Source organism: Microbacterium sp. LWH3-1.2 (assembly GCF_040675855.1).
Lineage (GTDB): Bacteria > Actinomycetota > Actinomycetes > Actinomycetales > Microbacteriaceae > Microbacterium.
In genome coordinates, this window is record NZ_JBEGIK010000001.1 from 3,802,529 (window position 1) to 3,827,545 (window position 25,017).

Below are 25,017 nucleotides of genomic sequence, written 5' to 3' on the forward strand. Positions count from 1 at the left end.
GACGATCGCCCCAGGCTGGAGCCGGCGTCACCCGACGGAGCCGTACGTCGCGAAGAAGCGGTCCCGGAAGGCGTCCATGCGCCACACCGGCGACGCGTCCGCCGGGCGCAGACCCGCCGTCCAGCGCCAGTCGGCGATCGCGTCGATCACCGCCGGATCTCTCGCGATGACGCTGACCGGCACGTCCCGACCGGCCTCCTCGCCGCTCACGATCGCCGCCGGCTGGTGGTCGCCGAGCAGGACGACGACCAGGTTCGGGTCGTCGACGTTATCGAGGAAGGAGAGCACCGACCCCAAGGAGTACTCGACCGATCTCCCGTAGGAGCGCTGGACCGCCTCCGGGTCCTTCCAGACCTCGCTCGCCTGCTCACCACGGTCCGGCTGTGCGTCGTAGATCGACCCGTCGCCGACGTCGTTCCACGGCACCAGCTCGGGCAGCGGCGCCCACGGCGTATGCGACGACACCAGGTCGATCTCCGCCATCACCGGCCGGTCGGAGTCCGCGAGCACGTGGTCGGCGAAGTGCTTGAGCGTGTACTGATCGGGGATGCGCGCGTACCCGAACGACGGCCCGAGATAACCGACGTTCGTCGCGTCGAGCATCGTGTCGTAGCGGTAGAACGATGAGCCGACATCCCACGGATGCCGGTTCGATGGGACGTCGCTGACGGTGCGCCAGCCGGCACGGCCGAACGCCGAGCTGAGAGTGAGGCGGTCGGTCCGCACCACCAGGTCATACACCGCCTGCGAGTCGACCCACACGCCGGTCTGCAACGTCGCATGCGCGAGCCAGCTCACCCCGCCGAAGGTCGGTGACGTCAGCCAGGCACTCCGCGTGGTGAAGCCGTCGGCCGCGAGCGTCCGGTCGCCACGGCGGAGCACGTCGTTCACGCCATCCGAGATGCCGTCGCCCTCGAGAGCGACCCTGCCGTAGCTCTCGACGAACACGAACAGCACGTCCTTGCCCTCGAGAGCGTTCAGCAGGTCTGTCGCCGGCACGTCGCTGAACGGGTCGTCGGCGACTTCGCGGGCGACCCGGGCCCGCGTCTCGAGCGCAGACACGGCTCGCGAGACCGCGGTGCCGAGGGACGTGGCGGATGCCGCGGCCGCGACCGGGTCCGGAATGCGCAGCGGCGACGCCACCGCCGCCATCGCGATCCACGCCACGGTGACGGCGGCGAGGGCACCCCGTCCGCGGTCGCCGCGCTGCCGCAGCGCGGCATCGACGTGCAGCGAACCCCATCCGACCGCGGCCCCGACCGTCACGACCAGCGCGACCGCCCCGGCGAACAGCGCGGTGGCGGGAGCCGCTCCGATCGCCGAGGCCAGGACCCCGTACGCGTCGCCCAGCTGGGGCCAATCCAGCGGCACGAAGTGGATGCCGAGCGCCGCCTGATAGCCGCGATCGATGCTCGCGAGGAGGACGGCGAGGGCGACGAACACGCCGAACGCGGTCGCGACGGCGAGGCGCAGCATCCGCCACGGGATCAGCGCGAGCACCAGCAGCGTGACGATCGACTCGACCGGGATGCGGACGAGGTCGGCGATCGAGCCTGTCGCCAGCACCCCGGGAATGAGGGGGAGCACGACCAGAGCGGCGATCGCGCCGCCGAGGAGGAGCCGCCGACGCCCGACCGGAACGACCCGCACGCCGGGCATCGTGCTCACCGACGCTCGGCGGCGGCGCGTCCGGCTCCCGTCGGCTCGGCGTGGAGCATGCCGAAGCGGTCCGACAGGGCGTAGCGCAGGAGCACGACGTCGCCGATCTGGCGTGTGTCGGCGAGGTGCGCACGGCGGGATGCCGTCCACGGGAAGGCGCCCGGTCCGACGACGCGCGGGGCGCCGGTCTCACCGACGAAGAACGGCGCGACCACCAGGTGGAGCTCGTCGACGAGGTCGGCACCGAGGAACTGGGTCAGCACCGTGCCGCCCCCCTCGACCATGAGGCTTCGCACTCCGTGATTCGCGCCGAGGTCGTCGAGCAGAGCGTCCATCGTGACGCAGTCATCGCCGATCCCGACGACCACCGCGCGATGGCCCAGCCGTACGCCGAGATCCGCCGCGCGATCCCGCGGGCAGTAGACGATGCGCGGCCCCTCCCCCGTCGTGAAGAACGCGGCGTCCGGTGACAGGTCGCCGCTCGCGGTCACCGTCACCTTCGCCGGCGATTCCTGACGCCCCGAGGCCAGGCGCCGAGCGCGACGCGCGGCATCCCGCACCAGCAGGCGCGGGTTGTCGCGGCGCACCGTGGACGCTCCGACCATGATCGCGTCGTGCAGCGCGCGCACGTCGTCGACGCGGTCGAGGTCGGCGGCGTTGGACATCGCGAGCCGGGCGGGCTCGAGGCTGTCGAGGTAGCCGTCGATCGACATCGCGCAGCTGAGGGTGACATACGGTCGCTCGCTCATGCGGATCTCCTCTTCCCGATGATGCCCGCTGCGGGCAGCGATCGGAAGCGGTCCGCGAGCAGTGCGAGGCAGCCGGGAAGAACCGCGACGACGGTGAGCACGCCGAACCCGGTCGACACGGCGATCCCCGCGCCCGCCCCGAGTCCCGCGAGTGCGAACGCGGAGGCCGCGACCGCCTCGCGCGGACCCCAGCCGCCGACGTTGACCGGGATGGCGGCCGCGCCGAGCACGATCAGCGCCACGACGGCCAGCTCGTCCGCACCGGCATGCACTCCCGCCGCCACCCCCGCGATCACGAAAGTCGCGGCGTGCGCCGCGATCACGACGACCGACGCGGCCGCGATCGCGAGCAGCGCGGCGGGCCGCGTGAGGACGGGTCGCAGCATCCGGTACTCCCGTCGCAGCGCAGCGCGCCCACGCCGGGTGCCGGCGACGACACCGAGGACCGCGAGCGCCAGCGCGGCGATCGCACCGCTGATCCGGGCCAGCGGCGCGAGCGGTGACGCCAGGCCCAGCGGCAGCAGGATCGCGAGTGTGACCACGATCTGCACGAGCTGTCCCGCGACGCGCTCCGCGGCGACCGCCCGGGCGGCGAGGTCGACACGCTCGTGGTGCCGCCCGTGCGCATACGCCCGGTGGACGTCGCCCATGACTCCGCCGGGCAGCACGGTGTTGAGGAACTGCGAGCGGTAGTACGAGGCGATCGCCTCTCTCCAGGGGAGCGGCAGCCCGAATCCCGCGGAGACGATGCGCCAGCGCCACGCGGCGGCCGCCGTGGCGACGGACGCGAGCGCCACGGCGGCGACGATCGTCACGGGCGAGATGGACGCCAGGCCGTGCAGGAACGGCCCGATGCCGACGACGGCGACCGTTCCCGCGACGACCGCGAGCGCCGCCGCGATCCGCAGCACGGTGCGCAGGCGCGGCGGGATCCTGCTCAGCGCGGCCATGCCAGGAGGTCCTCATGTGAGACGGTGACGTGCAGTCGCCCGGCGGCAGCCTGCGCCAGACGGCGCTCGCGGTAGTCTGCGGCGAGCGCCGCGAGCTCGGGACGCTGCTCGACGGAGGCGCCGATCCAGCCGTCCAGCCATTCGCCGATCAGCGCGGTGTCCCGGCGCGCGAGGCGCCACGGGGTCGCCGCGATGCGGACGTTCCAGCCGGCATCGGCGAAGACGGCCCGGACCGCGGCAACCGCGTCGGGTCCCAGCATCCGCCGCCCTGACGCGTCGCGTCGCTGATGCGCGTTGAAGGCGGACTCGATCGCCCGCCCGACCTCGTCGGGCCGCTCGGCGGGACGAAGCCGCACCGAGCCCGTGACCGAGAGGCTGAACAGCGCCGGCGTGCCCGCGGCGACGCAGGCCGCGACGACATGGGCGGCTTCGGCTTCGGTGATGACGTCGAGGAGAGCGGATGCCGTCACCGCCGCCGCACCGTGGAAGGCGTCGATCGGCAGCGAGGCGAGGTGCTCCACGACGGTGTCCGCGGCGATGGGGCGGCCCGACGCGTCGACGACGGTGCGCAGATCGAGATGCTCGACGATGTCGGCGTCGCCGTCGCGGAGCACCCACCGCTGCGGGCCGGGGAGGCGCGGAGCGAGCCAGCGGGTCATCGATCCGGTGCCCGCGCCGAGGTCGTGCAGCACGAGGGGCGCCGACGCCGAGCCCGGAGCGAGCAGGCGTGCGAGCTCGTGGGCGAGGTCGGCCGAGCGCGCGTCGTCGTCGGCGGGCGCCCTCAGCGCGAGCCAGTCCGCCGTCGCTGTCGAGATCGACGTCATGCCACCTCCAAGACATCCGCCACGCGGGTCACCGTGTCATGCCATGCCGGCAGCGTCGCCCGAGCGGCGCGCGCTTCGCGGCGCAGGCGCGCCCGAAGCGCGGGATCCGCCAGCCATGCCTCGAGCGCCGCGGCGAGAGCCGTGGGATCGCCCGGTCGTACCAGCATCCCTCCGCCGCCCACGAGCGCGTCGGGGATGCCCCCGGTCTCGGCGGCCAGCACCGGGATCCCCCGCGCCCGCGCATCTGCGATCGCCATGCCCGAGCTCTCGACGCGCGACGGCGCGACCAGCAGCGCACAGCGGCGGTAGGCGTCGTCGAGGGCGCTGTCCTCGAGCACTCCGGTGAGCCGGACCCTGCCGTCGAGCGCGGTCGCCTGCCGGGCGATGCCCGCGGCGAACTCCGGAAACGCCTCGGTCGACCCGACGATGGTGCAGCGCCAGTCCTCGGTGCGCAGCCGGCTGAGCGCGGCGAGGAGCGTGTCCTGCCCCTTGTGGGGGGCGATCACGCCGATGCACAGCAGCTCTCCGTCGTCCGCCGGCGGCCCGGGGTCCGCAGGAAGGGTCCCTGGGACGGCGACGACCGTGCGATCGGGGTCCGCGAGTTCCCGTCGGGCCAGCTCGGCCGCCGTCCAGGCGCTCGTGACGATCACGCGGTGCGCCGACGCGAGGGACCGCCTCTCGGCGTCGATCGCGGCATCCGTCGCATCCGGGAAGGCTGCCGTGACCATGTGGGCGAGCACCGTGAGTCGCAGCCGCCGCGCCGCCTCCTCCACGGCTGCCGGCGCCCACCCCGCCACCAGTCCGTCGACCAGCAGCCGCGATCCGTCAGCCGCGTCACGGAGGACGGATGCTGCGCCTTCCGCGTCCGCCGTCTCGCACACGTCGACGTCCCAGCCGCGGCGCCGGAGCCCGTCGCGGAGGTGGCGGTCGTAGACGTTGCCTCCGCTCACGCATCGGGGATCGTCGACCCCCGCGGGGACGACGAAGCGGAGGGACGGAGCATCCGTCACATCGCCACCTCGTAGGACGCCCACGCGACGTGCGACTCGTGCAGCGTGACGACGATCCCGCTCAGCCGCGCCTCGCCGACATCGCCGACGCGTACGCGCGCGACCAGGCGGTCGCCGATGATCTGGCACAGTCGCTCGGTCGTGGTGTTCACCCCCTGCAGGTCGGGCTCCTCGTCGAGGTTGCGGTAGGTCAGGGCGCCCACGATCTCGCGAAGCACCTCGCTCGCGCGGCCGATGTCGACGACGACGCCGTGCTCGTCGAGCTCGTCGGCACGGAACGTCGCGTCGACGAGGAACGTCGCGCCGTGCAGCTGCTGCGCGGGTCCGAAGACCTCGCCGCGCAGGCTGTGGGCGATCATGAGGTGGTCGCGGACGGTGAGGCTGAAGCTCATTCGGCAGTCCAATCGATCGTGTGGCACAGTTCATCGGCGGTGCCGTCGGCGAGCGCCGCGGTGACCTCGGACAGCTGCCGCCAGGACGAGGTGCCGCTGAGCAGCGCGTCGTATGCGGGATCCTCGAGCAGTCGCAGGGCGAGCGCAAGCCGGTTGCGCGTCGTGCGGGAGCCTCTCCGGCGTGCCGCGACCGCGCCGACCTGACTCGGCCGGAGAGCGATGCGGCGAGAGTGGAAGTCCGCGCCGAGCTCGAGCCAGACCGGACGGTTGCCGTACCAGCTGGCGACGACCACCTCGCCGTCGGTGGGCGCGATGGCCAGCGCCAGGTTCAGACCGGCACCTGCGCCGCTGGCCTCGATCACGACGTCGGCCTGCGGGACATCGTCGGACGCGAGGGCGAAGCCGACGTCGAGCGCCTCGGCGGTGATCGCGCGCGCGGGGTCGACATCGACGAGAGTGACATCGGAACCCGGGATGCCGCGCGCCACACGCGCGATCGCGCACCCGATCATGCCCGCGCCGACGACGACCACCCGGTCGCCGACCAGCGGGGCGGCATCCCAGAGCACATTGACCGCGGTCTCGACCGCCCCGGCGAGCACCGCCCGGCGCGGCGGAACACCATCCGGCAGCGGATGGAGGGCGTCGGCGGGCACGACGAAACGGGACTGGTGCGGGAACAGGGCGAACACGGTGCGGCCGCGGAGCCAGGCGGGCCCGTGTTCGACCGTTCCGACGCTGAGGTACCCGTACTTCACCGGGAACGGGAACTCGCCTGCCTGGAAGGGCGCGCGCATGCGCTCGTGCTCCGACTCCGGCACCTCTCCCCGGGCGACCAGCGACTCGGTTCCCCGGCTGACGCCGGTGTAGAGCGTCCGCACCGACGCCTCACCGTCGGAGACATCGGGCACCGGCTCACTGCGGAACTCGCCCTGCCCCGGGGCGATCGACCACCATGCGGTCGCAGCATCCGGAATCTCGTGGTGAACCTCAGCGGGTCCCTGCGTCGTGTTCCCCGTGACCGCCATGAGGAGTACACGGAGCGCGCATGGGAAAAGTTCAGTGGGTGCCCTGGTGGTGGGTCGCGGCCGGATTCGCCGGGATGATCGCGATCGGCATGGCGACGGCGCTGACGGCGGCGGCGTGGACGACAGGCATCGGGTATCTCGTGGTGTCGACGGCTTTGCTGAGCCGGGGCATCCGCCGCGGGCGGGTCGAACGCTTCGGACCCGCGAACGCGGTCACCGCGACGCGATCGATGTTCGTGGGGCTCGTGACCGCTCTGGTGGTGGCGTCCTTCGCGGACGCGGTGTCGACTGCGCTGCTGGTCACGCTCGTCGCCGTGGCGCTCGCGCTGGACGGCGTCGACGGGTACGTCGCCCGTCGGACCCGCAGCGAGAGCGAGCTGGGCGGGCGCTTCGACATGGAGGTCGACGCCTTCCTGCTGCTCGTCCTGTGCGTGTATGACGCACGGTACGTCGGCTGGTGGGTGCTCACGATCGGCCTCCTCAGGTACGCGTTCGTCATCGCCGGCCTGTGGCTGCCGTGGATGAGGCGGACGCTGCCCCCGCGCTCTTGGCGCAAGGTCGTCACGGCCGCTTGCGGCATCGCCCTGGCCATCGTCGCGTCCCAGCTGCTGCCCGCCGCGGTGAATGCCGTCGTCGCTGTGGCGGCGCTCCTGCTGGTGCTCGAGTCCTTCGGACGCGACGTCCTCTGGCTCATCCGTGTGAACCTCGCGGGCGCCCGGCTCGTTTCCCTCGAGAAGGCGTCGACCACCTCACCTCCGGAAGAGAGCAGGTAGGACCATGACCGAATCCAGTGGGCGCGCGCTCTGGACCATGCGCATCCTCAGCGCGATCGCCCTCCTCGCCGCAGGCGGCATCCACGTCTATCTCGCGTTGAACGGCGTCGGCGGCTTCCTGGGGGTGATGTTCATCCTCAACGGCGTGGCCGGGCTCGTCCTGGCTGCGGGGATGCTGCTCCTTCGCGGTCGCCTCCTGCAACTCGTGACCGTTCTGAGCCTGCTGTTCCTCATCGCGACGCTGGGAGCCCTCGTCCTGGCACTCACGGTGGGGCTGTTCGGCATCCACCAGGCGTGGAACTTCACGCTCGTACCCCAGACCGTGATCGTCGAGTCGATCGGCATCGTGATCCTCGGGATCACGACGGCGATGGTGCTGCGCCCGCAGCCGGTGCCAGGCATGCGCCGGCACGCCACGGGCGTCTAGTCGACGACCGACCGGGTCGCGAGAACCGCGGACCGCCCCGCCACCGGGGTGGCGGGGCGGTCCGGGTGAGGCTCAGGCGCCCGCGGGCACCTTCTCGGCCGCGAGTTTCTCCTCGTCGAGACGGTCGAGCTCGTGGAGCGACGACCCCTTCGTCTCGCGCATGGAGATGACCGCGATGAGGGTGATCGCCGCGGCGATCGCGAGGTAGACGGCGACCGGGATGTACGAGCCGGTGCTGGCCAGGAGCGCCGTCGCGATGATGGGCGCGAGCGAGCCCGCGACGATCGACGTCACCTGGTAGCCGAGCGAGACGCCCGAATAGCGCATGCGCGTCGGGAACATCTCGGACATGATCGCCGGCTGTGGCGCGTACATGAAGGCGTGGATGAACAGGCCCAGGCTGATCGCGGCCACGATGATCGCAGGGTTGCGCGTGTCGAACATGGGGAAGGCGATGAAGCCCCAGGCGGCCGCCCCGAGCGTGCCGATCAGGTACACCGGCTTGCGGCCGATCTTGTCGGTCAGGCCGCCGATGAGCGGAATGACGATCATGTGGACGATGTGCGAGATGACGAGGAGACCCAGGATCTCGGCCGTGTCGACCTCGAGAGCCACAGCCAGGTACGTGATCGAGAACGTCACGACGAGGTAGTACATGATGTTCTCCGCGAACCGGAGGCCCATCGCCGTGAGAACGCCGCGCGGGTAGCGCTTGAGCACCTCGAGCACACCGAAGCGCAGTGCCGTCGACTGCTCGACCTCTTTCTGCACCTCGAGGAAGATCGGCGCGTCGGTGACGCGCGTGCGGACGTAGTAGCCGATCGCGACGATGACGACCGACAGCCAGAAGCCGATCCGCCAGCCCCACGAGAGGAACTGCTCCTCGGTGAGCGTGCGGCTGAGCACGAGCAGGACGACCGTCGCCACCAGGTTTCCGATGGGCACGGCTGCCTGCGGCCACGACGCCCAGAAGCCGCGCGTCTTGTTCGGCGAGTGCTCCGCGACGAGCAGGACCGCGCCGCCCCACTCACCGCCGACGGCGAACCCCTGCGCGAACCGCAGTGCCACCAGAAGGGCAGGAGCCCAGTAGCCGATCATGTCGAACGTGGGGAGGCATCCCATCAGGAAGGTCGCCACGCCCACCAGGATGATCGCGAACTGCAGCAGCTTCTTGCGCCCGTACTTGTCGCCGAAATGGCCGAAGACGATGCCGCCCAGCGGACGGGCGATGAAGCCGACCGCGTAGGTCACGAACGCCGCGATGATGGGGGCGTACGGGTCGTCCGACGGCGGGAACATGATCTTGTTGAAGACGAGCGTCGCGGCAGTGGCGTAGAGGAAGAACTCGTACCACTCGACGACGGTGCCCGCCATCGAGGCCGTGACGACCCGCCGCAGGCTCGACTGCTTCATCGAGACCGGGGGTGTCTGGGGTGATGCCATGCGCCGGTACCTCCTTGTAGAGCGCGGTGGCGACTCGGGGAGAACCGCCTTGCGGGACGTTACCTGACGCACGATTCAGGTTTCAAGGGGTTGATCCGGCCAGGGCGAGTGAAGTTCGACGGATCTTCTCGCTTCGGCAGAGGGCCGCCGACCGGCGGGCCTCCGTCAGTCCCACGCAGCGACGAGCATCCACTGACCGTCGACCTCTTCGACGTCCATCACGCGCGTCCGGTGGTCGACGTCGCTGCGCGCGGTGAACCGCCAGCTCTGGAACAACCGGCCGCCGTCGCTCCGAGTCGGCGTGTCGATGATGCGCCACCGCTCATGGTCGACGACGAGGCGCACCGGCCGCCCCTGCTCGCACCAGACCTGAACATCCTCACGTGCAACCATCCGCATGATGCGCTCCTTCATCGAATCTATGTTCGATGGTAGAGCGCGAGGAACCCGGGCGCAACAGTGCGTGCGTCGGACTAGGCGGTTCGGCTGTCAGCGTCGGCCGCGGCATCCACCGCTGCGAGGTGGATCGCGGCGACACCGTCGCGCAGTGCCCCCACGGGCACCTCGACGGTCTCGTACTGGGACGTGAACCCGTTCTCGTCGACCACCGACACGGTCACCAGGACGTGGCCCCGGCGTGGCAGGCGCGACGCGGTGCGGGCGAGTCTCTTCGTCTTCATGTCCCCTCCGCCCACTACCGTAACGACGACCTCGGACACGCGCGCGCCGCACGCGCGGAGTCACCTCAGGTACGCATCGACGATGAGTGCACCACGGATCCCGCGCAGTGCCTCGATGACGAGTCCACTGCCACGCGTGGTCCAGGACGACATCACGATGTCGTGCGGACCGATCGGCTCGAGTTTCCCCGTCCGCACGCGGACCACCTCCCATCCGGCTGCGCGGATGACGCGGTCTTGGCGGCGGTCCGCCTCCTCGCGCCTGCCCACGTGCTCCAGCCCGTGCTTGCCGACGGTGTCGTACTCGAGCGCGATCCGGAGCTCCGGGAGGAGAATGTCTGGCCACACCTCGAGGTGGTCGAAGAACGGCCGCGAGGTGCGGATCGCCGTGAAGCCCGGTGTGACCGCGAGCTTCGCGAACACGTCTGCGCGCACCCGCGCTTCGACAGCCGACGCCGGCTTCGGGGCGCACACGCTCACGAACGGCTCCCCCGCCGGCAGTTCCGGGGTCTTGGCACACAGCCTGCGCGGCGGTTTGCGGTGCGGCACACGCTCGGCTCCGGACGGCCGCGTCGCGATGCGCGGTGGGTTCGCCAGAGCCGAGCACTCCGGACACCAGGCCGAGCGGCGGCGCTCGCGGTCGGGGCGCTCGCGCTGCTCCGACGGGGTGGCCGCGAACGTATGTCCGGCCTCGCACTGCCACAGCAGCAGCACGTCAGCGGCCGGGGGCACCTGAGTCAAGGTGATGCCGGCATTCAGATCCGGGTGGTACTGCCGGATGAGCGCAGGATACGCCGCCCAGTGCGTCCGGTAGGTGCCCACCGGGTACGGCACCTCGACGCCCTTCGAGAACTGGCGTCTCGCCCACCACAGTTCCACCCTCTCCGGCATGGGCGCACTCTAGGCGGGACCCCCGACACGGCCGCGACGGCTAGCGGCCGTCGCGGACCTCGGCTGCAGCGGCGACCTGGTTGTGGAGTTCAACATGGTCCGCGGCGGTCAGTTCCTCGGCGCCGCCGAACGCGTACGGCGCGCCCTCGCCGGTCTCGATCCGCGCCTTGAGGCTGCCGTTCACGAACATGCCCCACGCGTTGGTGCAGATGTCGTAGCAGTCATCGTCTGCCGTGAGCCCGTCGTGGGTGAAGACGACTCGCGTGCGCGCGTCATCCTCGAGGATGTCGAACCGGACGGTCGTGCCGTTCCACTCCTGCTTGTCGGCGACGAAGTCGAGATGGCTGCCGGTGACCAGCCAGGTCACCCGGCGGCCGGGCTCCAGCTCGGTGACCCGGAATCCGCTGTAGTGCAGGCCCGGGACGACGTAGACGAACTCGCCGCCCACCTCGGTGGTCGAACCGGTGGTCCGTCCCCACCATCCTGCGACGTCATTGATCGCGTCGAAAGCGTCCTGTGCCGAGGCATCCACGGTGATCGTCGTGGTGAAGCTCGCGGTCATGCTTCCTGCTCCCTTGCTCGCGACCCGTTCGAGTCGATGACTTGTGTGACGCAAGTGACCCTAGTCGTGCTGCTTGCATCACGCAAGTGGTAGATTCGACGCATGCTCGGCAAGACCTACGACACGCAGGTGTGCTCGATCGCGCGCTCCCTCGAGATGGTCGGGGAGCGCTGGAGCCTGCTCATCGTCCGCGACGCCCTGTTCGCTCGGGTGACGCGGTTCGGCGACTTCCAGCACAACCTCGGCATCGCGACGAACATCCTCGCCTCGCGGCTGGAGTCGTTCGTCGCCGCCGGCATCATGGAGCGGGACGGTGCGGTCGACTACGTGCTGACGCCGAAAGGCCGGGCGCTGGCTGTTTCGCTGATCGCACTCACGGAGTGGGGCGACGACTGGGCGTCACCGATCGATCCCCCGATCCTCTACCGCCATTCGGTGTGCGACAACGCGGTCCACGCCGCGGCGACGTGCGTCGCGTGCGGCGTGGTGCCGGCGGAAGAGGTCGCGATCCAGATCGGGCCCGGCATGCCCGCCGAGTACCTGGCCGCGCGGCGCGGTGGCTCGCGCGCTCACTCATAGGCGCAGCATCCGTCTACGATCCGTCGCGGAGGTTCGACACCAGGGCCTCCCTCAGGACGATCTCGTCGAACCGCGCCGTGCACGACTCGCCGAGCGGCGCCTGCGCCATGAAGCCTACGCGGGCGGGCGAGGCGCCCTCGGCGAGCGAGAACAGCCGCACGAAATCCCATCGCACGCCGTCGTGTGAAGCATGGAACGCCCAGGCGTCCCCGCCCAGGTGCGCGATCCGCAGCCACACCGCGCGGTGGGCGACCACTGCGGAGTTCACGTCATCCGATGAGCCGCGGGTGACCACGCTGACCACCATCGCGTCGCCCTGCGGCGAGTACTCGAAGCAGAGCTTCGCCCAGTGGTCGCTGTCACGCCAGATCGTCAGCACCCCGGCGTCGAAGGTCGTGCGCTCGCCGACGACCTCGACCCGCGCCTGCAGCATGAACGGCGAACCCGGTGCGACGAAGGAGAGACTGGATGCCTCGTGCTGCGGCGGTGCGCCGGTCGCATCGTTCGTCCAGTCGACACCGGCACCGCAGGTCAGCTCGAGAGCACGGCCCGGTTCGTCGTACTGCGCCATGGACGGGCCGTGCGTCCACTCCAGGTCGGGCAGTCCCTCCACACTCGGCGTCGACATCATCGCTCCCTCTCGCTTGACGCTGCGGCGGGCGCCCGGCAGCAGACTACGACCGTATCTGTCGCGACGACGTTGGAGGGATCGGCGCCCCCCGTCGCGCGCACCGTTTGTGGTGGTTTCACCCCGCCCCCTATGATTCGGACCGTGCCGGACATGCTCCGCGAGTCGCTCCTGGGGGGACGCGATCTGCAGGCGGTGCTGCTCGAGAGCAAGACCCAGGTCCCGCCCTGGCGGACCAATGCTGTCAGCAGACACCACGAGATCGATCGTGCCCGGGCGAGCGGTGCCCGCATCGTCTCGATCGCTGCTCCTGCCGGGTACGGCAAGTCCACGATGCTCGCCGAATGGGCCTCCACCGAGACTCGCGCGGCAGCCTGGGCCTCGCTCGAGCGCACCGACGACGATCCCGCGACACTGCTGCCGATCCTCGCATCCGCGTGCTCCAATTTCTCGGCGGTCGCAGCGGCCGTCGTCGACGAGATGCGCGGCATCGGGGCGACCGCGCTCGGGCGTTCCGCTCCGCTGCTCGCCGCAGCGGTGGCCTCCACAACCGACGACTTCGTCCTCTTCATCGATGATCTGCACCTCGTCGCCTCCACGGCGTGCCAGGACGCCCTCGAAGTGATCCTGGCGCGGGTGCCGGCCGGTTCACAGGTCGTCCTCGCGGGCCGGCAGGCGCCTCCGTTTCTCGCCCGGCTGCGGGCCCAGGGTGTCGTCTGGGAGATCTCGGCCGAGGATCTGTCGCTCGACGTCGACGACGCCCGCCTGCTGTTCGACGAGGCCGGAGCCTCCGGTGTCGCCGCGACCGACCTCGCCGGGATCGTGGCGAAATGCGAAGGCTGGCCCACCGGCCTATACCTGTGCGCGCTCGTCGCGCGTGCGGGCGGCGACGCCACGACCGTCACGGGCGAGGAACGGTACGTTGCCGACTACCTCTACCGCGAGTGCATCTCGCGGCTCCCTGAGCCGACCCAGCGGTTCCTGCGCCGCAGCGCCGTGCTCGAACAGGTCTCACCGGAGGCGTGCAACGCCGTGTTGCAGATCGAAGACGCCCGCAACCGGCTCTACGAACTCGAAGAGGCGAACCTGTTCCTCGTCCCGATGGACAGGAAACGCAGCTGGTTCCGCTTCCACGCCTTGTTCCGCGAGTATCTCCTCGCGGAGCTGGAAAAGTCGGAAGGCTCCGAGGCTGCAGCCGACCTGCATCGGCGCGCAGCGACCTGGCACGAGGAACGGGGCGCGCCCGCGTTCGCGGTCGAGCACCTCCTCCAAGCGAAGGAGTCCGCACGTGCTGCCGCACTCGTCGCGGACCTGGGCCTCGCCATGTACGGGCAGGGCCAGGTCATGACGACGCGGCGCTGGCTGGACGACCTGGGCGACGACGTGCTCATCGCCAATCCCGCGCTCGTGGTGTCGAGGACGTGGACCGCCGTTCTGCTCGGCGAGGTGCGGGAAGGGGAGAAGTGGGCGCGACTGCTCGACGAGGTCGACGCGAGCGGCTTCCCCGACGAAGACCGCGTGCTGTTCGAATCCGCACGTGCCATGGTGCGCGCCGCGATGTGCGTCCACGGGTACGAACAGGTGATCGTCGACGCGGCCTACGCCCTCGAGAATGAGCCCGTGGAAAGCCCGTGGCGCGATCAGGCCCTTCACCTCTGGGGCTCAGCACTCCTGTTGTCGGGGGATCCGGGCACCGCGCGCGGCGTCTTCGCACAGGCGGTCGAACTGGCGACGGTCATGCAGAACCCCGACACCGTCATCTTGAGCGAGCCCGAGCTCGCGCTGATCGCAATCGACGACGGCCATTGGGTCGCCGCCGCGGCCCATGCTCGGCGCGGTGTCGACGCGATCGACGCGAGCCACATGGAGGGTTACCCGACGACGGCCCTCGCCCTCGCGGTCGCCGCCCGCGTGGCCGTGCACGGCGGCGACCGCGAGCGCGGCGAGCGCCTCCTCGCTCGCGGCATGCGGGCTCGGATCGGCTGCACCCATCTGCTCCCCTGGCTGTCCCTGCGCGTGCGCCTCCAGCTCGCCAAGGCCCACGTCATGCTCGGCGACCGCTCAGCAGCGTTCCATCTCCTCGCGGAGTGCGGCCGCCTGCTGGAGAAGCGGCCCGACGTCGGCAGCATCGCCACGCAGATCGAGGAGTTCCGGGCCGGGCTCGCGGTCGAACCGCACGCCGAAGGAACGGTGCCGCTGACGCCTGCCGAACTGCGCCTGCTGCCGTACCTGCAGACGCACCTGACGATCGCCGAGGTCGGCCAGCGTCTGTATGTCTCGCGGAACACGGTGAGTTCGCAGCTCAGCTCGATCTACCGCAAGCTCGGAGTGACCACCCGAGGCGGCGCGGTCGAACGCGCCGTCGCGATCGGCCTCCTCGGCGCGTAGGCGACAGGTCGCCGCCCGCCGCTCAGCGCTCGTCGTTCTGCAGGTCCTCGGTGTAGCCGAGCGCGGACGCGATGCGCGGGGCCGCCGCAACCGCCCTGGGCAGGCCGACGACGGTGACCAGTCCATCCATCACGGCGATGATCTCCTCGGCGGCGACGCCCGCGGAGAGCGCGTCGTCGATGGCGGTCCGCAACGACACGTCCGGTGCCGACATCGCGATGAGCGCACCGATCCGGATGAGGTCTCGAGTGCGGTGATCGAGACATCGCGACCAGAGTTCGCCGGAATCATCTGCGAGGGCGGGGTCGCCGATGCAGAACCGCCGGAGAAGCTCAGATCCATCCAACGCCGGTCTCCCACCTTCGCGAACAAGCTGCGGAATGATCCCCCCACATTCACACGGCAGCGGTCGTCGACGCACCACATAGATAGCGTGAACCGCCCGGGGGCAAGGTGACGCGCGGCATCATGGCACCGAATGCCGCAACCATCGAAATCTCGGTGGCGGCGCTTCCCTACATCGGCCAGGCGATGAGCAGCCGTCACACGAGCACCATCGTGTTCGGCGGGATGATGATCGGGGCGGTGATGCGGACCCGCGGACAGCTCTCTTCCCTCCCCTTGTTCGCCAAGACGCTCGGCGTGCCCTCCCACTTCGCACTCGTCTCGGTGCCCACCCGCCGATCGTCCCTTCCTACCCCCAAGGTCGTCATAGACGACCATCGCACTGATGCCCTCCATGGCCCAGCACCCTCGGCTCGATCTGGCCCACACCGGCCGATGTGGGTGACTGACCATGATCATCGGTCGCCGGTCAAACCGGGTGCGGCTAGCACGCCTCGCCGACGCCCCGTTCGTACACTGGGGAAATGACCACCCCCGAGCCGAACCGTTCGCAGACGGACGTTGTCATCCATGGCATCAAGGCGATGATCGTTGACGGCAGCCTTTCGGCCGGCTCGCGCCTTCCCATCGAGAAGGAACTCGCCGCAGCGCTCGGCGTGTCGCGCGGACCGCTCCGCGAAGGTGTGCGCGCGCTCGTGATCCTGGGGGTCCTTGAGACGCGCCAGGGCGACGGAACGTACGTGACCTCGTTGGACCCCTCTGTGCTCATGAGTTCGCTGGCGTTCCTGGCCGACCTGCGAGATCCCTCCACGAGCGGCCAGTTGCTGCAGGTGCGCCGATTTCTCGAGGTCGAGAGCGCTGCCCTGGCGGCGACGTGCATCGACGAGTCTGGATTGTCCGAGCTCGAGGCCATCCTCGACCGGATGGACGCATCGACCGCCGATCTCGACGCGATGGACGTCGAGGCGTTCATCGACGGCGACTCGGAATTCCACTCCCGCATCGCACAAGCGACTGAGAACCCCACGCTCGCCGCGTTCATAGACTCGCTGGTCGGACGCACCATGCGCATCCGGATCGGGCGCGCTGTGCGTGAGGGGGGCTCCATCGCCGCGACCCAGGCCGAGCACCGTGCCATCGTCGATCAGTTACGTGCGGGAAGTCCCGACGGCGCCCGCATCAGGATGGCGGCCCACATCCTCGGAGTCGAACAGTTCGCGGTCGATCATGCGACCGACAATCCCTCGTCACGCGGTGACGCCCAGTAGCCGCCGGAGGGGAAGTCCCACTCCGCCACCGATGACTCGAACATCTGCGCGCTGTATCCGGGTCGGGAGGGCAGGACATAGTGCCCGTTGTCGACGATGCACGGATCGACGAAGTGCTCATGCAGGTGGTCGACGAACTCGGTGACTCGATTCTCCAGCGAGCCGGAGACGGCCACATAGTCGAAGATCGACAAATGCTGGACGAGCTCGCAGAGCCCCACCCCTCCTGCGTGCGGGCACACCGGTACGTCGAACTTCTTCGCCATGAGATACACGGCGAGGATCTCGTTTACGCTTGCCAGGCGGGCGGAGTCGAGCTGGCAGAAGTCGATGGCCTCCGCCTGGAACATCTGCTTGAACAGCACTCGATTCATGCCGTGCTCTCCGGTCGCGACGCCGATCGGCGCCACCGCCCTCCGGACGGCAGCGTGGCCGAGCACGTCATCGGGGCTCGTCGGCTCCTCGATCCATAGCGGCTTGAACTCCGCCAGGGCGCTGATCCATTCGATCGCCTCCGGCACATCCCATACCTGATTCGCATCGATCATCAGGTGCGTGTCCCACCCGATGACCTCGCGCGCGATGCGGAGGCGACGGATGTCGTCCTGCAGGTCGGCGCCCACCTTGAGCTTGAGGTGCCGATAGCCCGCGTCGACCGCTTCCTGCAGCAAGCGGCGGAGCTTGTCGTCGCTGTAGCCCAGCCAGCCAGCGCTCGTCGTGTAGCACGGATAGCCGCCGCGTGCCTCGAGCGCGGCGATCCGCTCGGCCCGTGTCGGAGCCATCTCGGAGAGGATCGCGATGGCCTCGTCACGGGTCAGGGCGTCGGAGAGATAACGGAGATCCGCGGCGTCGACCAGCTGCTCGGGAGTCATGTCGACGAGGAGGCGCCACAAAGGCTTGCCGGCTCGACGAGCAGCGAGATCCCACACCGCGTTCATCGCGGCCGCCATCCCGAGATGCACCACGCCCTTCTCCGGACCCAGCCAGCGCAGCTGCGAGTCGCTCGCGAGACGGCTATACACCCCGCCGAGGTCGCCGACCGCTTCGTCGACATCGAGCCCGATGAGAGGGAGGGCACGCTGGCGCGCGGCCTCCACCGCGAGGTCGTTGCCGCGACCGATGGTGAAGGTGAAGCCGTAGCCGGCCAGTCCTGGCTCGTCCGTCTCCAGGACGACGTACGCGGCTGAGTAGTCGCCGTCCTTGTTCATCGCGTCGGAGCCGTCCATGCTCAGCGAGGTCGGAAAGCGAACGTCGTGTACGCGCACAGCGGTGATGGTCGTCATGGGGATGCCTGTTCGATCGAAGAAATGGACGGAGTGGCGAGTTCGGCGGGGATCACGTCGGCGTCGGCGAGCGCCGACCAGAGTTCCGGGTCGATCGCGGCGTGGAGCCGCTCGATATTGCTGCGCACGTGGGATGCCGTCCTCATTCCGATCACGACGGACGAGATGGCGGGGTGCCGGAACGGGAATTGCAGAGCGACAGTCGGCAGGTCTGCGCCGTAACGTGCACAAATCGCAGCGATCTCACGGACTCGCTCGATTATCGGACGCGGCGCGGGGCCGTAGTCGTAGGACGCACCGTCGGGAACCGTCGAGTTGCTGAGCAGTCCGGAGTTGTAGACGCCGGCGGCCACGACGCTTGTTCCGCGCTGGAGGGCGAGCGGCAAGAGATCGTCGAGCGCAGTCTGCTCGAACAAGGTGAAGCGACCCGCGAGCATCACCACGTCGATCGGCAACTCCCGAACGAATTCGGCGAGCATCGCCGATTGATTCATGCCGGCTCCGACTGCCCGCACCACTCCTTCATCGCGAAGCTCGATAAGAGCGGGCAGCGCTTCATCGAGGGCCTGCGTCCGCAAGGCATCCGGATCATGCAGGTATGCGATGTCCACCCTGTCGAGAGAAAGGCGCGTGAGGCTCTCGTCGATCGAGCGACGGATGCCGTCGCGGCTCAGATCCCAGCGACGCCGTCGCACGCCGGACACGACAAACCCTTCATCGTCCGGACGCACGACATCTGCCGGGTCGTCCACGATGAGCCTGCCGACTTTGGTGGACAGGACGAATTGGTCTCGCGGACGATCCGCAAGCGCCGCGCCGAGACGGCACTCGGACAGCCCGAGACCATAATGCGGGGCAGTGTCGAAATACCGGATGCCCTCGTCCCACGCAGCATCAACGGCGGCCCGCGCCTCCTCCTTCGTGGTCTCCCGCCCCAGATTGCCGAGCTGGGCCGCCCCGAATCCGAGTGGACCCGATGACCTCACTGACCAAGGCGAATGCACGACAGACATCCGAACCTCCTCACGGCAGACAGCCCCGGCCTGCGGACTGACCTGGTGCAGCGTAGATCATATCAATCGGCCACTGTTCCGCCGACGTTTCGCCGCATTCTTCCGCGATTCGCCACAATACATCTGATGACTTGCGGAGACGTCAGGCTCGCAATCGTGTACGTCGGTCATTCAAGCCCACAGGATCCGGACTGTCGCCCATTGATCGAGCTGGCTCCGTACCCGCTTATCCGCTCGCAGGAGCTCTTCGAAAACCGAACGGAGACGACCACGTGCACGTACCAACGGGTAGCCTGTTGACGTCAACGGATAGCAAGCCGGTTGGAAAGGGTGCCGATGCCGTCAGAGCGCACTCGCTCGGTGTCGATGCGCGACGTGGCCGAGCTCGCAGGCGTGTCCGGTCAGACCGTCTCGCGAGTCGCCAACAACATCGGAAACGTCGCCGAGCGAACCCGCCGACGTGTGGAACTGGCGATGGAGGAACTCGGCTACCGTCCGAACATCGCTGCGAGGGCCCTGCGCAGTGGCGAGTTCCGCTCTATCGCCGTTGTCGCATTCGGACTCGAGACCCTCGGCAACATTCGAACCGTGAGCGCGATCGCCGACGAAGCCGCGCGGAGGAGCTACGCGGTCGAACTGATCTCAATACAACACGCCCCCGACGAACCGGGCACGGCCGACTTCTCCTGGGCTATGCGGAGGCTCGGACAGGACGCCGTCGACGGCATCATCCTCATCCTGGAGACGAGCAAGTCGGCCACTGCTGCGCTCGAGCTGCCCTCGGGGGTCCCCGCGGTGATCGTCGATGCCGGGGCGGCCTTCGAGCACCCGTCGGTGGACGCGAATCAGGAGCAAGGCGCCCGACTCGCCGTCGACCATCTCCTGTCCCTCGGACACCCAACGGTGTGGCATATCGCTGGACCACCGGAGTCGAACGCCGCAGCTGCACGTGCGAGAGCGTGGCGTTCTCGCCTCGAGGACGCTGATCGCCTCGTCCCCGACCCGGTCATCGGCGATTGGACACCGGATTCGGGCTATGCGGCGGGTCTCGAACTCGCGGCTCGCGGCGGAGTGAGCGCGGTCTTCGCCGCAAATGACCAGATGGCGCTCGGCGCGCTTCGCGCGTTTCACGAGCGCGGAGTCGCCGTTCCCGCAGCCGTCAGCGTCGTCGGGTTCGACGACATGGCTGAGTCGGCGCAATTCTGGCCCCCGCTCACGACAGTACGCCAGCATTTCGAGATCGCAGGCGCGACCGCTGTGACGCTGCTCGTGGACCAGATCGAGCGGCGTGAAGTCCCAGCTGGAAGACGCTTGATCGATACGGAGTTCATCCTCCGAGCATCGACCGGCCCCTTCCGCGAGCGCCCAGCTTCCTGACCCGCCGAGCGGCGCCGCGACTGCTCGGCGGGCTGCTGGCGCGCAGCAGTGGTGTCTGACGTGTCGGTTCGCTTCAATGAGCGCGGGGTCGAGGCTGACGAGCGGGGGCATCTGACGCGTACACCCGCCGGGACACCACATTGGACGTCCTACCCCGGGCAGCTTGACACTTGCTGACCTTGAGAGCATAATCTAAACATCGGATGATTACGTAAACATTCGCATTATGCCGATGCCTGACGCACCTCGAGCACGAAAGACGAAGATGTCCCCGATCAGCACATCTAGCGCCCCGAAGCTGGCGCAACACGATGAAAGTCGGGCGAACTCGGGTGAGCGATTCATCAGCAGTATCCGCTGGACCGGTGACTTTCTGGCAGGTCGATTTCTCTCTTGAGGGCGAAGGTGCGCTTCAGAATCCGCAGATTCTCACCGGTCTCGAGAGCGTCGTGGCGGCCCGGTACGTGTAGATCTGGCAGAACCCCCCGCGGCGCCTCCTGATTTCAGAATCAGTAGCCTGCCGCGACAGACCCCCCTCCCCCGGACTTGGAACCCCGATGACACAGCGAATCACGCTCGACAGCCCCGCCCGCCAGTTCCTGGACTGCTTCCTGCTCGGCAACGGGTCACTCGGAGCAGCCGTCGGAGGGCAGCCGGTCGCAGAGTCGTTCGACGTCAACGTCGACACCCTGTGGTCGGGCGGACCGCAGACCGTCGCCCCGGTGTCCTCCTCGACCGCGATCGAGGAGGTGCGCGCCGCGATCCGCCATCACCGCTACGCCGACGCAGACCGGCTCGCCACTGGCCTCCAAAGCGATCGGTGGACACAGTCATACCAGCCCTTGGGACGGATCACGTGGCGGTATGGAGCCGCGCTGAGTGATGCGCAGGCAGACGCGACCGCCTACTCACGGGAGCTGGACCTCGATTCTGCCGTGGCCGCGGTGCGCTATCTGAGCGAGACGGGTCCAGCCGAGCTGAGCACATTCGTCACTTCGCCACACGGAGTCCTGGTCGCCGAGGCGACGGGACAAGTCGGCGACGGCACGGTGACGTTCGAAAGCGAACACCCCCACAGCGTCATCGAGTGGGTCGTCGGAGACACGAGCTGGCTGGTGGCAACGGGCCGCGCGCCGAGTCACGCCCTGCCGGAGTACGTGATGGCGGCCGGCGAGGATCTGATCTACGACGAATCGACGCCCGGCCCCGAGGGGACCGTAGCCGCCGGGATGGGCTGGGCGATCACGATCGCGTGCGAGGAGCGGGGCGGGAGCCGACGCTTGATCGCTTCCGCCGTCACCGGATTCCGTGGATGGGACCAGAGCCCGGTGGCTGACCTTTCGGCGCTCGCGGATGAGGCGCGCTCTCTCGTGACGGCGGCGCTTGACCACACGACCGAGCATCTTCTGCGCGAGCACATCTTGGATCACAGAGCGCTATTCGATCGCGTCGAGCTGGATCTGTCACCGTCGAACAATGAATCCGCCACTGCGGCCGAGCGCTACTTCGCTCTGGGGCGGTACCTGCTGATCGCGAGTTCGCGAGAAGGCACCCAGGCGGCGAATCTGCAGGGCATCTGGAACACCACCCGCCGCCCATCCTGGAGCTGCAACTACACCACGAACATCAACGCGCAGATGAACTACTGGCCAGCGGAGGTGACGGGCCTTGCGGAGCTGCATCTCCCGCTGCTGAGCCTTGTCTCCGATCTCGCTGTTGCCGGCAGCGAGACGGCTCGAACGGTCTATTCCGCGCGCGGTTCGGCCGTCCATCACAACACAGATCTCTGGCGATTCACTCCCGCCGTCAGCGGGAAGCCCGAGTGGGCGAACTGGCCGTCGGGCCTGCTCTGGCTGTCGGCGCATCTTGCCGAGCACATCGCTTTCGCCGATCCTGCTGACGCGGAAGCTCTGGCCGCAAAGGCCGTGCCGGTGTTCGAGGCCACGATCAGCTTCGCGCTCGACATGCTGGAGGAGGACGAGGACGGATGGCTCGTCTTCAGCCCCTCGACATCACCGGAGCACGCCTTCGAACTCGACGGCGCGTACCACGCCGTCTCACGCGGCGCCGCCATGGATCAGGAGCTCGTCCTCGAGGCATTCACCAATTACCTGGTGGCGGGCCGTATCGCGGGCCACGCAAACGCCGGCCTGATGGACGAGGTGGCGACTGCGCTTGCTCGGGTTCGCCCACCGCTCGTTGGCGAGGCCGGCGACCTGCTCGAATGGGACTCAGAACGCGTCCCCATGGAGCTCGGTCATCGTCATGTGTCTCATCTGTACGGGGTGTTCCCGGGCTCCCGCATCACGCCGAGGCGCAATCCGGAGCTACTCGAGGCTGCTGCACGGGCGCTGCGGGTCCGGCTCGCGAACGGCGGAGGCCACACCGGCTGGAGCAGGGCATGGGCGCTGTGTCTTGCAGCCCGATTGGGCGATGCCGCGCTTGCCGAGGAGTCGATCCGTGGGCTCGTTGAGGAGCTCAGTTCAGAATCACTCCTCGATACGCACCCCCTGGATGGACGCGCACCAGTGTTCCAGATCGATGGGAACCTCGGTGGGAGCGCCGGCATGGCGGAACTGCTCGTACAGAGCCACGACGATGCCATCAGCCTTCTGCCGACCCTGCCGCCGAGTTGGTCCGCGGGGTCCGTTCGAGGGCTGCGTGCTCGCGGCGGCTACACCGTCGGGCTCACGTGGACAGACCACACGCTCGAATCGGCCACGATCCACCAACCGGGCATCGAGACGACGATCGAACTCGCCGCGCACCTCGAGACGCGCGTGATCGGCCCTCAGGGCCTCGTGGACGTGCTGAAGGAGACGCTCGGCCTCGGGGAACGCCGACGGCTGACCTGGCGCGGCGAACCCGGCCGCTATTCGGTCCTCGTCACATGATCACCAGCCCGCGACCCCGCAAGATGTTCCACCGATAACAAGGAGAAAGATTTCAGATGACCGGCCCCTTCTCGCCGCTCGACCCGAACTCGTTGCCCGCCCCCGTCGACGTGTCGGACAACTCGGCGGCGTTAGCGGAAGTACGTGCGGTGATCGAAGCCGGCCCGTACTCCGACACCTGGGAGTCCCTCCGTGCGTACGAGCCGCCGCGATGGTATATCGATGCCAAACTCGGCATCTTCATCCACTGGGGCGTCTACTCCGTACCCGCGTTCCACAACGAGTGGTACTCGCGAAACATGTACCTCGAGGCGTCCCCCGACTTCGCGCACCACCGCGAGACCTTCGGCGAACACCGCGACTTCGGGTACAAGGACTTCATCCCTCACTTCACTATGCATGACTTCGATCCGCACGAATGGGCGGCTCTGTTCAAGCGCGCCGGGGCGCAGTTCGTCGTTCCAGTCGCTGAGCATCACGACGGCTTCGCGATGTACGAGACTCAGCGCTCGCGATGGAACGCCGCGGCGATCGGCCCCCGCCGTGATGTCTTCGGCGATCTCACGGAGGCTGTCGACCAGGCCTGGATGGTGCCCGGCGCCTCATCGCACAGGGCGGAGCACTGGTTCTTCATGAACGGGGGCTCACGGTTCGACTCGGACGTACGCGACCCGGCCTACGCAGACTTCTACGGTCCCGCTCAGCGTGAAGAGGTGGCGCCCAACGAGCGCTTCCTCGAGGACTGGTTGCTGCGCACCGTGGAGGTCATCGACAAGTACCGACCGCAGGTGCTGTGGTTCGACTGGTGGCTCGAGCAGCCCGCGTTCGAGCCGTACCGGCTCATGCTCGCTGCCTACTATTACAACCGCGCCGCCGAGTGGGGGCGTGAGGTCGTGATCAACTACAAGTGGGACGCCTTCGCCGACGGCAGCGCCGTTTACGACATCGAGCGCGGGACCATGGGCGGGATCCGACCGGCTGTGTGGCAGAACGACACCGCCGTCTCGAAGACGTCGTGGAGCTGGATCGAGAACCACGAGTACAAGACGGTCGACACCCTCGTCGCCGAGCTCGCAGACACAGTGTCGAAGAACGGCCTGCTCCTACTCAACGTCGGCCCCAAGCCTGATGGGACGATCCCGGATGCCGAGAAGCGGGTCCTCGAGGGCCTCGGAGACTGGCTGTTCCGCAATGGCGAGGCGATCTACGGCACGCGGCCCTGGCGAATCGCGCAGGAGGGACCGACACAGCCTGTCGTCGGCTCCTTCGTGGACGCCGACTCCCCCGCCTACGAGTCTTCAGACATCCGCTTCACCACTCGACACGACGTCACGGGCGACTATCTGTACGCGATCCTCCTCGCAGAGCCCGAGGACGGGGTCGCGCGCGTCCGCGCGCTCGGCACAAACGCCGGTCTGCTCGACCGCGGCATACGCGAGGTCAGCGTGCTCGGGGTCGCCGGCCCGGTGGCGTGGGAGCGTACCTCTTCGGAACTGAGCGTGACACTGCCGCCGCGCTCTCCTCTCGCCGGAGGACCGGTCGTCAAGCTGTTCCTCGAGGACGCCGTCGTGCTCCCGCGACAGGACTTCCTGCACGGCTGAGCCACGCCCGGTACTCTCACCCGAAACGGTGAATCCGTTGCGGCGGATGAGCGGCTCGATGAGCCGGCTCATCCGCCGTGCGCGGCGCGGGTCAGCCGCGGGTCACGCGCAGCGAGATCAGCAGGCCGCCGGAGACGAAGACGTCCGTCACCGGATACATGTCCTCGAGCAGGCGAGGGGCAATCGGCCACGTCTCCATGTCGTGATGCGCTCCTCGTTCTCCCAGCGCTCCGCGTACCAGAGTTCCGCTCGT

The 25,017-nt window shown here is 68.8% G+C and carries 25 protein-coding genes; 8 read left to right on the top strand and 17 right to left on the bottom strand.

Features of this window, described 5'->3' with window-relative positions:
- Positions 1 to 27 precede the first annotated feature (27 nt).
- The 7 genes from MRBLWH3_RS17805 to MRBLWH3_RS17835 are packed head-to-tail and all read right to left on the bottom strand — an operon-like array spanning position 28 to position 6,612.
- A complete protein-coding gene (locus MRBLWH3_RS17805; protein WP_363434884.1) occupies positions 28 to 1,668 on the bottom strand; it encodes a CDP-alcohol phosphatidyltransferase in 1,641 nt (546 codons plus the stop codon).
- A complete protein-coding gene (locus MRBLWH3_RS17810) occupies positions 1,665 to 2,408 on the bottom strand; it encodes a RibD family protein (protein WP_363434886.1) in 744 nt (247 codons plus the stop codon). Before MRBLWH3_RS17810 ends, MRBLWH3_RS17805 begins: the two co-directional genes overlap by 4 nt.
- Positions 2,405 to 3,358, bottom strand: a complete 954-nt coding sequence (locus MRBLWH3_RS17815) for a lysylphosphatidylglycerol synthase domain-containing protein (protein WP_363434888.1) — start codon at positions 3,356 to 3,358, stop codon at positions 2,405 to 2,407. The genes MRBLWH3_RS17810 and MRBLWH3_RS17815 overlap by 4 nt, the downstream gene beginning before the upstream one ends.
- On the bottom strand, positions 3,346 to 4,182 hold the full coding sequence (locus MRBLWH3_RS17820; RefSeq protein WP_363434890.1) for an SAM-dependent methyltransferase: 837 nt from the start codon (positions 4,180 to 4,182) through the stop codon (positions 3,346 to 3,348). The genes MRBLWH3_RS17815 and MRBLWH3_RS17820 overlap by 13 nt, the downstream gene beginning before the upstream one ends.
- The gene (locus tag MRBLWH3_RS17825; protein WP_363434893.1) at positions 4,179 to 5,132 is read right to left on the bottom strand and encodes a glycosyltransferase family 4 protein; all 954 of its coding nucleotides are present in this window, start codon (positions 5,130 to 5,132) and stop codon (positions 4,179 to 4,181) included. The genes MRBLWH3_RS17820 and MRBLWH3_RS17825 overlap by 4 nt, the downstream gene beginning before the upstream one ends.
- Before the next feature lie 56 nt (positions 5,133 to 5,188).
- Positions 5,189 to 5,584 carry a 6-pyruvoyl trahydropterin synthase family protein gene (locus MRBLWH3_RS17830; protein ID WP_363434896.1) on the bottom strand — a complete coding sequence of 132 codons (396 nt, stop codon included), beginning with the start codon at positions 5,582 to 5,584 and terminating at the stop codon, positions 5,189 to 5,191.
- Positions 5,581 to 6,612 (bottom strand): zinc-dependent alcohol dehydrogenase, encoded by a 1,032-nt coding sequence (locus MRBLWH3_RS17835; protein WP_363434899.1) that lies wholly within the window; start codon positions 6,610 to 6,612, stop codon positions 5,581 to 5,583. The genes MRBLWH3_RS17830 and MRBLWH3_RS17835 overlap by 4 nt, the downstream gene beginning before the upstream one ends.
- 20 nt (positions 6,613 to 6,632) lie before the next feature.
- On the opposite strand from MRBLWH3_RS17835, the gene MRBLWH3_RS17840 reads away from it, so the two are divergent.
- Together MRBLWH3_RS17840 and MRBLWH3_RS17845 are read left to right on the top strand one after the other, a co-directional pair.
- On the top strand, positions 6,633 to 7,385 hold the full coding sequence (locus MRBLWH3_RS17840) for a CDP-alcohol phosphatidyltransferase family protein (protein ID WP_363434901.1): 753 nt from the start codon (positions 6,633 to 6,635) through the stop codon (positions 7,383 to 7,385).
- A gap of 4 nt (positions 7,386 to 7,389) precedes the next feature.
- The gene (locus tag MRBLWH3_RS17845; protein WP_363434903.1) at positions 7,390 to 7,812 is read left to right on the top strand and encodes a hypothetical protein; all 423 of its coding nucleotides are present in this window, start codon (positions 7,390 to 7,392) and stop codon (positions 7,810 to 7,812) included.
- A gap of 72 nt (positions 7,813 to 7,884) precedes the next feature.
- On the opposite strand, the gene MRBLWH3_RS17850 is transcribed toward MRBLWH3_RS17845, so the two are convergent.
- From MRBLWH3_RS17850 to MRBLWH3_RS17870, 5 genes are all read right to left on the bottom strand, one after another.
- Positions 7,885 to 9,255, bottom strand: coding sequence for an MFS transporter (locus MRBLWH3_RS17850; protein WP_363434905.1), 1,371 nt, complete (start codon positions 9,253 to 9,255; stop codon positions 7,885 to 7,887).
- Between the two features lie 165 nt (positions 9,256 to 9,420).
- Entirely contained in the window at positions 9,421 to 9,654 is a 234-nt protein-coding gene (locus tag MRBLWH3_RS17855) for a hypothetical protein (protein WP_363434908.1), read from the bottom strand.
- A 74-nt stretch (positions 9,655 to 9,728) separates the two neighbouring features.
- On the bottom strand, positions 9,729 to 9,935 hold the full coding sequence (locus MRBLWH3_RS17860) for a hypothetical protein (protein WP_341997298.1): 207 nt from the start codon (positions 9,933 to 9,935) through the stop codon (positions 9,729 to 9,731).
- Positions 9,936 to 9,995: 60 nt separating this feature from the next.
- Entirely contained in the window at positions 9,996 to 10,826 is an 831-nt protein-coding gene (locus MRBLWH3_RS17865) for a zinc-ribbon domain-containing protein (RefSeq protein ID WP_363434911.1), read from the bottom strand.
- Positions 10,827 to 10,866: 40 nt separating this feature from the next.
- Positions 10,867 to 11,388 (bottom strand): SRPBCC family protein, encoded by a 522-nt coding sequence (locus tag MRBLWH3_RS17870; RefSeq protein ID WP_363434914.1) that lies wholly within the window; start codon positions 11,386 to 11,388, stop codon positions 10,867 to 10,869.
- 102 nt (positions 11,389 to 11,490) lie between these two features.
- Here MRBLWH3_RS17870 and MRBLWH3_RS17875 point away from each other — a divergent pair, with 102 nt between their 5' ends.
- A complete protein-coding gene (locus tag MRBLWH3_RS17875) occupies positions 11,491 to 11,967 on the top strand; it encodes a winged helix-turn-helix transcriptional regulator (RefSeq protein WP_363434917.1) in 477 nt (158 codons plus the stop codon).
- Positions 11,968 to 11,980: 13 nt separating this feature from the next.
- On the opposite strand, the gene MRBLWH3_RS17880 is transcribed toward MRBLWH3_RS17875, so the two are convergent.
- Positions 11,981 to 12,595 carry a DUF1349 domain-containing protein gene (locus MRBLWH3_RS17880; RefSeq protein ID WP_363434920.1) on the bottom strand — a complete coding sequence of 205 codons (615 nt, stop codon included), beginning with the start codon at positions 12,593 to 12,595 and terminating at the stop codon, positions 11,981 to 11,983.
- Between the two features lie 144 nt (positions 12,596 to 12,739).
- Here MRBLWH3_RS17880 and MRBLWH3_RS17885 point away from each other — a divergent pair, with 144 nt between their 5' ends.
- Positions 12,740 to 14,983, top strand: a complete 2,244-nt coding sequence (locus MRBLWH3_RS17885; RefSeq protein ID WP_422656403.1) for a LuxR C-terminal-related transcriptional regulator — start codon at positions 12,740 to 12,742, stop codon at positions 14,981 to 14,983.
- Positions 14,984 to 15,005: 22 nt separating this feature from the next.
- On the opposite strand, the gene MRBLWH3_RS17890 is transcribed toward MRBLWH3_RS17885, so the two are convergent.
- Both MRBLWH3_RS17890 and MRBLWH3_RS17895 read right to left on the bottom strand, forming a co-directional pair.
- Positions 15,006 to 15,329, bottom strand: coding sequence for a carboxymuconolactone decarboxylase family protein (locus tag MRBLWH3_RS17890; RefSeq protein ID WP_363434923.1), 324 nt, complete (start codon positions 15,327 to 15,329; stop codon positions 15,006 to 15,008).
- Between the two features lie 196 nt (positions 15,330 to 15,525).
- Complete coding sequence (locus tag MRBLWH3_RS17895) at positions 15,526 to 15,660, bottom strand: hypothetical protein (protein ID WP_363434925.1); 135 nt, start codon at positions 15,658 to 15,660, stop codon at positions 15,526 to 15,528.
- Positions 15,661 to 15,852: 192 nt separating this feature from the next.
- Here MRBLWH3_RS17895 and MRBLWH3_RS17900 point away from each other — a divergent pair, with 192 nt between their 5' ends.
- A complete protein-coding gene (locus tag MRBLWH3_RS17900) occupies positions 15,853 to 16,596 on the top strand; it encodes a FadR/GntR family transcriptional regulator (protein WP_363434928.1) in 744 nt (247 codons plus the stop codon).
- Here the strand turns inward: MRBLWH3_RS17900 and MRBLWH3_RS17905 are convergent.
- Entirely contained in the window at positions 16,554 to 17,879 is a 1,326-nt protein-coding gene (locus MRBLWH3_RS17905) for an L-fuconate dehydratase (RefSeq protein WP_363434931.1), read from the bottom strand. The two genes, MRBLWH3_RS17900 and MRBLWH3_RS17905, sit on opposite strands and share 43 nt — an antisense overlap.
- Positions 17,876 to 18,892 carry an aldo/keto reductase gene (locus MRBLWH3_RS17910; protein ID WP_414685386.1) on the bottom strand — a complete coding sequence of 339 codons (1,017 nt, stop codon included), beginning with the start codon at positions 18,890 to 18,892 and terminating at the stop codon, positions 17,876 to 17,878. The genes MRBLWH3_RS17905 and MRBLWH3_RS17910 overlap by 4 nt, the downstream gene beginning before the upstream one ends.
- Before the next feature lie 336 nt (positions 18,893 to 19,228).
- On the opposite strand from MRBLWH3_RS17910, the gene MRBLWH3_RS17915 reads away from it, so the two are divergent.
- The 3 genes from MRBLWH3_RS17915 to MRBLWH3_RS17925 all read left to right on the top strand — a co-directional run bounded on the left by MRBLWH3_RS17915 (position 19,229) and on the right by MRBLWH3_RS17925 (position 24,764).
- Complete coding sequence (locus MRBLWH3_RS17915; protein WP_363434936.1) at positions 19,229 to 20,269, top strand: LacI family DNA-binding transcriptional regulator; 1,041 nt, start codon at positions 19,229 to 19,231, stop codon at positions 20,267 to 20,269.
- Between the two features lie 557 nt (positions 20,270 to 20,826).
- On the top strand, positions 20,827 to 23,163 hold the full coding sequence (locus MRBLWH3_RS17920) for a glycosyl hydrolase family 95 catalytic domain-containing protein (RefSeq protein ID WP_363434939.1): 2,337 nt from the start codon (positions 20,827 to 20,829) through the stop codon (positions 23,161 to 23,163).
- Between the two features lie 56 nt (positions 23,164 to 23,219).
- Positions 23,220 to 24,764, top strand: coding sequence for an alpha-L-fucosidase (locus tag MRBLWH3_RS17925; protein ID WP_363434942.1), 1,545 nt, complete (start codon positions 23,220 to 23,222; stop codon positions 24,762 to 24,764).
- Positions 24,765 to 25,017 lie beyond the last annotated feature (253 nt).

What these genes read in the sequence shown, in the direction of transcription:
- MRBLWH3_RS17880 (WP_363434920.1), bottom strand. Translation starts at nt 12,595, where the DNA reads ATGTCGACGCCGAGTGTGGAGGGACTGCCCGACCTGGAGTGGACGCAC.
- MRBLWH3_RS17875 (WP_363434917.1), top strand. Translation starts at nt 11,491, where the DNA reads ATGCTCGGCAAGACCTACGACACGCAGGTGTGCTCGATCGCGCGCTCC.
- MRBLWH3_RS17830 (WP_363434896.1), bottom strand. Translation starts at nt 5,584, where the DNA reads ATGAGCTTCAGCCTCACCGTCCGCGACCACCTCATGATCGCCCACAGC.
- MRBLWH3_RS17835 (WP_363434899.1), bottom strand. Translation starts at nt 6,612, where the DNA reads ATGGCGGTCACGGGGAACACGACGCAGGGACCCGCTGAGGTTCACCAC.
- MRBLWH3_RS17900 (WP_363434928.1), top strand. Translation starts at nt 15,853, where the DNA reads ATGACCACCCCCGAGCCGAACCGTTCGCAGACGGACGTTGTCATCCAT.
- MRBLWH3_RS17860 (WP_341997298.1), bottom strand. Translation starts at nt 9,935, where the DNA reads ATGAAGACGAAGAGACTCGCCCGCACCGCGTCGCGCCTGCCACGCCGG.
- MRBLWH3_RS17865 (WP_363434911.1), bottom strand. Translation starts at nt 10,826, where the DNA reads ATGCCGGAGAGGGTGGAACTGTGGTGGGCGAGACGCCAGTTCTCGAAG.
- MRBLWH3_RS17910 (WP_414685386.1), bottom strand. Translation starts at nt 18,892, where the DNA reads ATGTCTGTCGTGCATTCGCCTTGGTCAGTGAGGTCATCGGGTCCACTC.
- MRBLWH3_RS17810 (WP_363434886.1), bottom strand. Translation starts at nt 2,408, where the DNA reads ATGAGCGAGCGACCGTATGTCACCCTCAGCTGCGCGATGTCGATCGAC.
- MRBLWH3_RS17905 (WP_363434931.1), bottom strand. Translation starts at nt 17,879, where the DNA reads ATGACGACCATCACCGCTGTGCGCGTACACGACGTTCGCTTTCCGACC.
- MRBLWH3_RS17920 (WP_363434939.1), top strand. Translation starts at nt 20,827, where the DNA reads ATGACACAGCGAATCACGCTCGACAGCCCCGCCCGCCAGTTCCTGGAC.
- MRBLWH3_RS17845 (WP_363434903.1), top strand. Translation starts at nt 7,390, where the DNA reads ATGACCGAATCCAGTGGGCGCGCGCTCTGGACCATGCGCATCCTCAGC.
- MRBLWH3_RS17815 (WP_363434888.1), bottom strand. Translation starts at nt 3,358, where the DNA reads ATGGCCGCGCTGAGCAGGATCCCGCCGCGCCTGCGCACCGTGCTGCGG.
- MRBLWH3_RS17855 (WP_363434908.1), bottom strand. Translation starts at nt 9,654, where the DNA reads ATGCGGATGGTTGCACGTGAGGATGTTCAGGTCTGGTGCGAGCAGGGG.
- MRBLWH3_RS17840 (WP_363434901.1), top strand. Translation starts at nt 6,633, where the DNA reads ATGGGAAAAGTTCAGTGGGTGCCCTGGTGGTGGGTCGCGGCCGGATTC.
- MRBLWH3_RS17915 (WP_363434936.1), top strand. Translation starts at nt 19,229, where the DNA reads ATGCCGTCAGAGCGCACTCGCTCGGTGTCGATGCGCGACGTGGCCGAG.
- MRBLWH3_RS17870 (WP_363434914.1), bottom strand. Translation starts at nt 11,388, where the DNA reads ATGACCGCGAGCTTCACCACGACGATCACCGTGGATGCCTCGGCACAG.
- MRBLWH3_RS17850 (WP_363434905.1), bottom strand. Translation starts at nt 9,255, where the DNA reads ATGGCATCACCCCAGACACCCCCGGTCTCGATGAAGCAGTCGAGCCTG.
- MRBLWH3_RS17820 (WP_363434890.1), bottom strand. Translation starts at nt 4,182, where the DNA reads ATGACGTCGATCTCGACAGCGACGGCGGACTGGCTCGCGCTGAGGGCG.
- MRBLWH3_RS17925 (WP_363434942.1), top strand. Translation starts at nt 23,220, where the DNA reads ATGACCGGCCCCTTCTCGCCGCTCGACCCGAACTCGTTGCCCGCCCCC.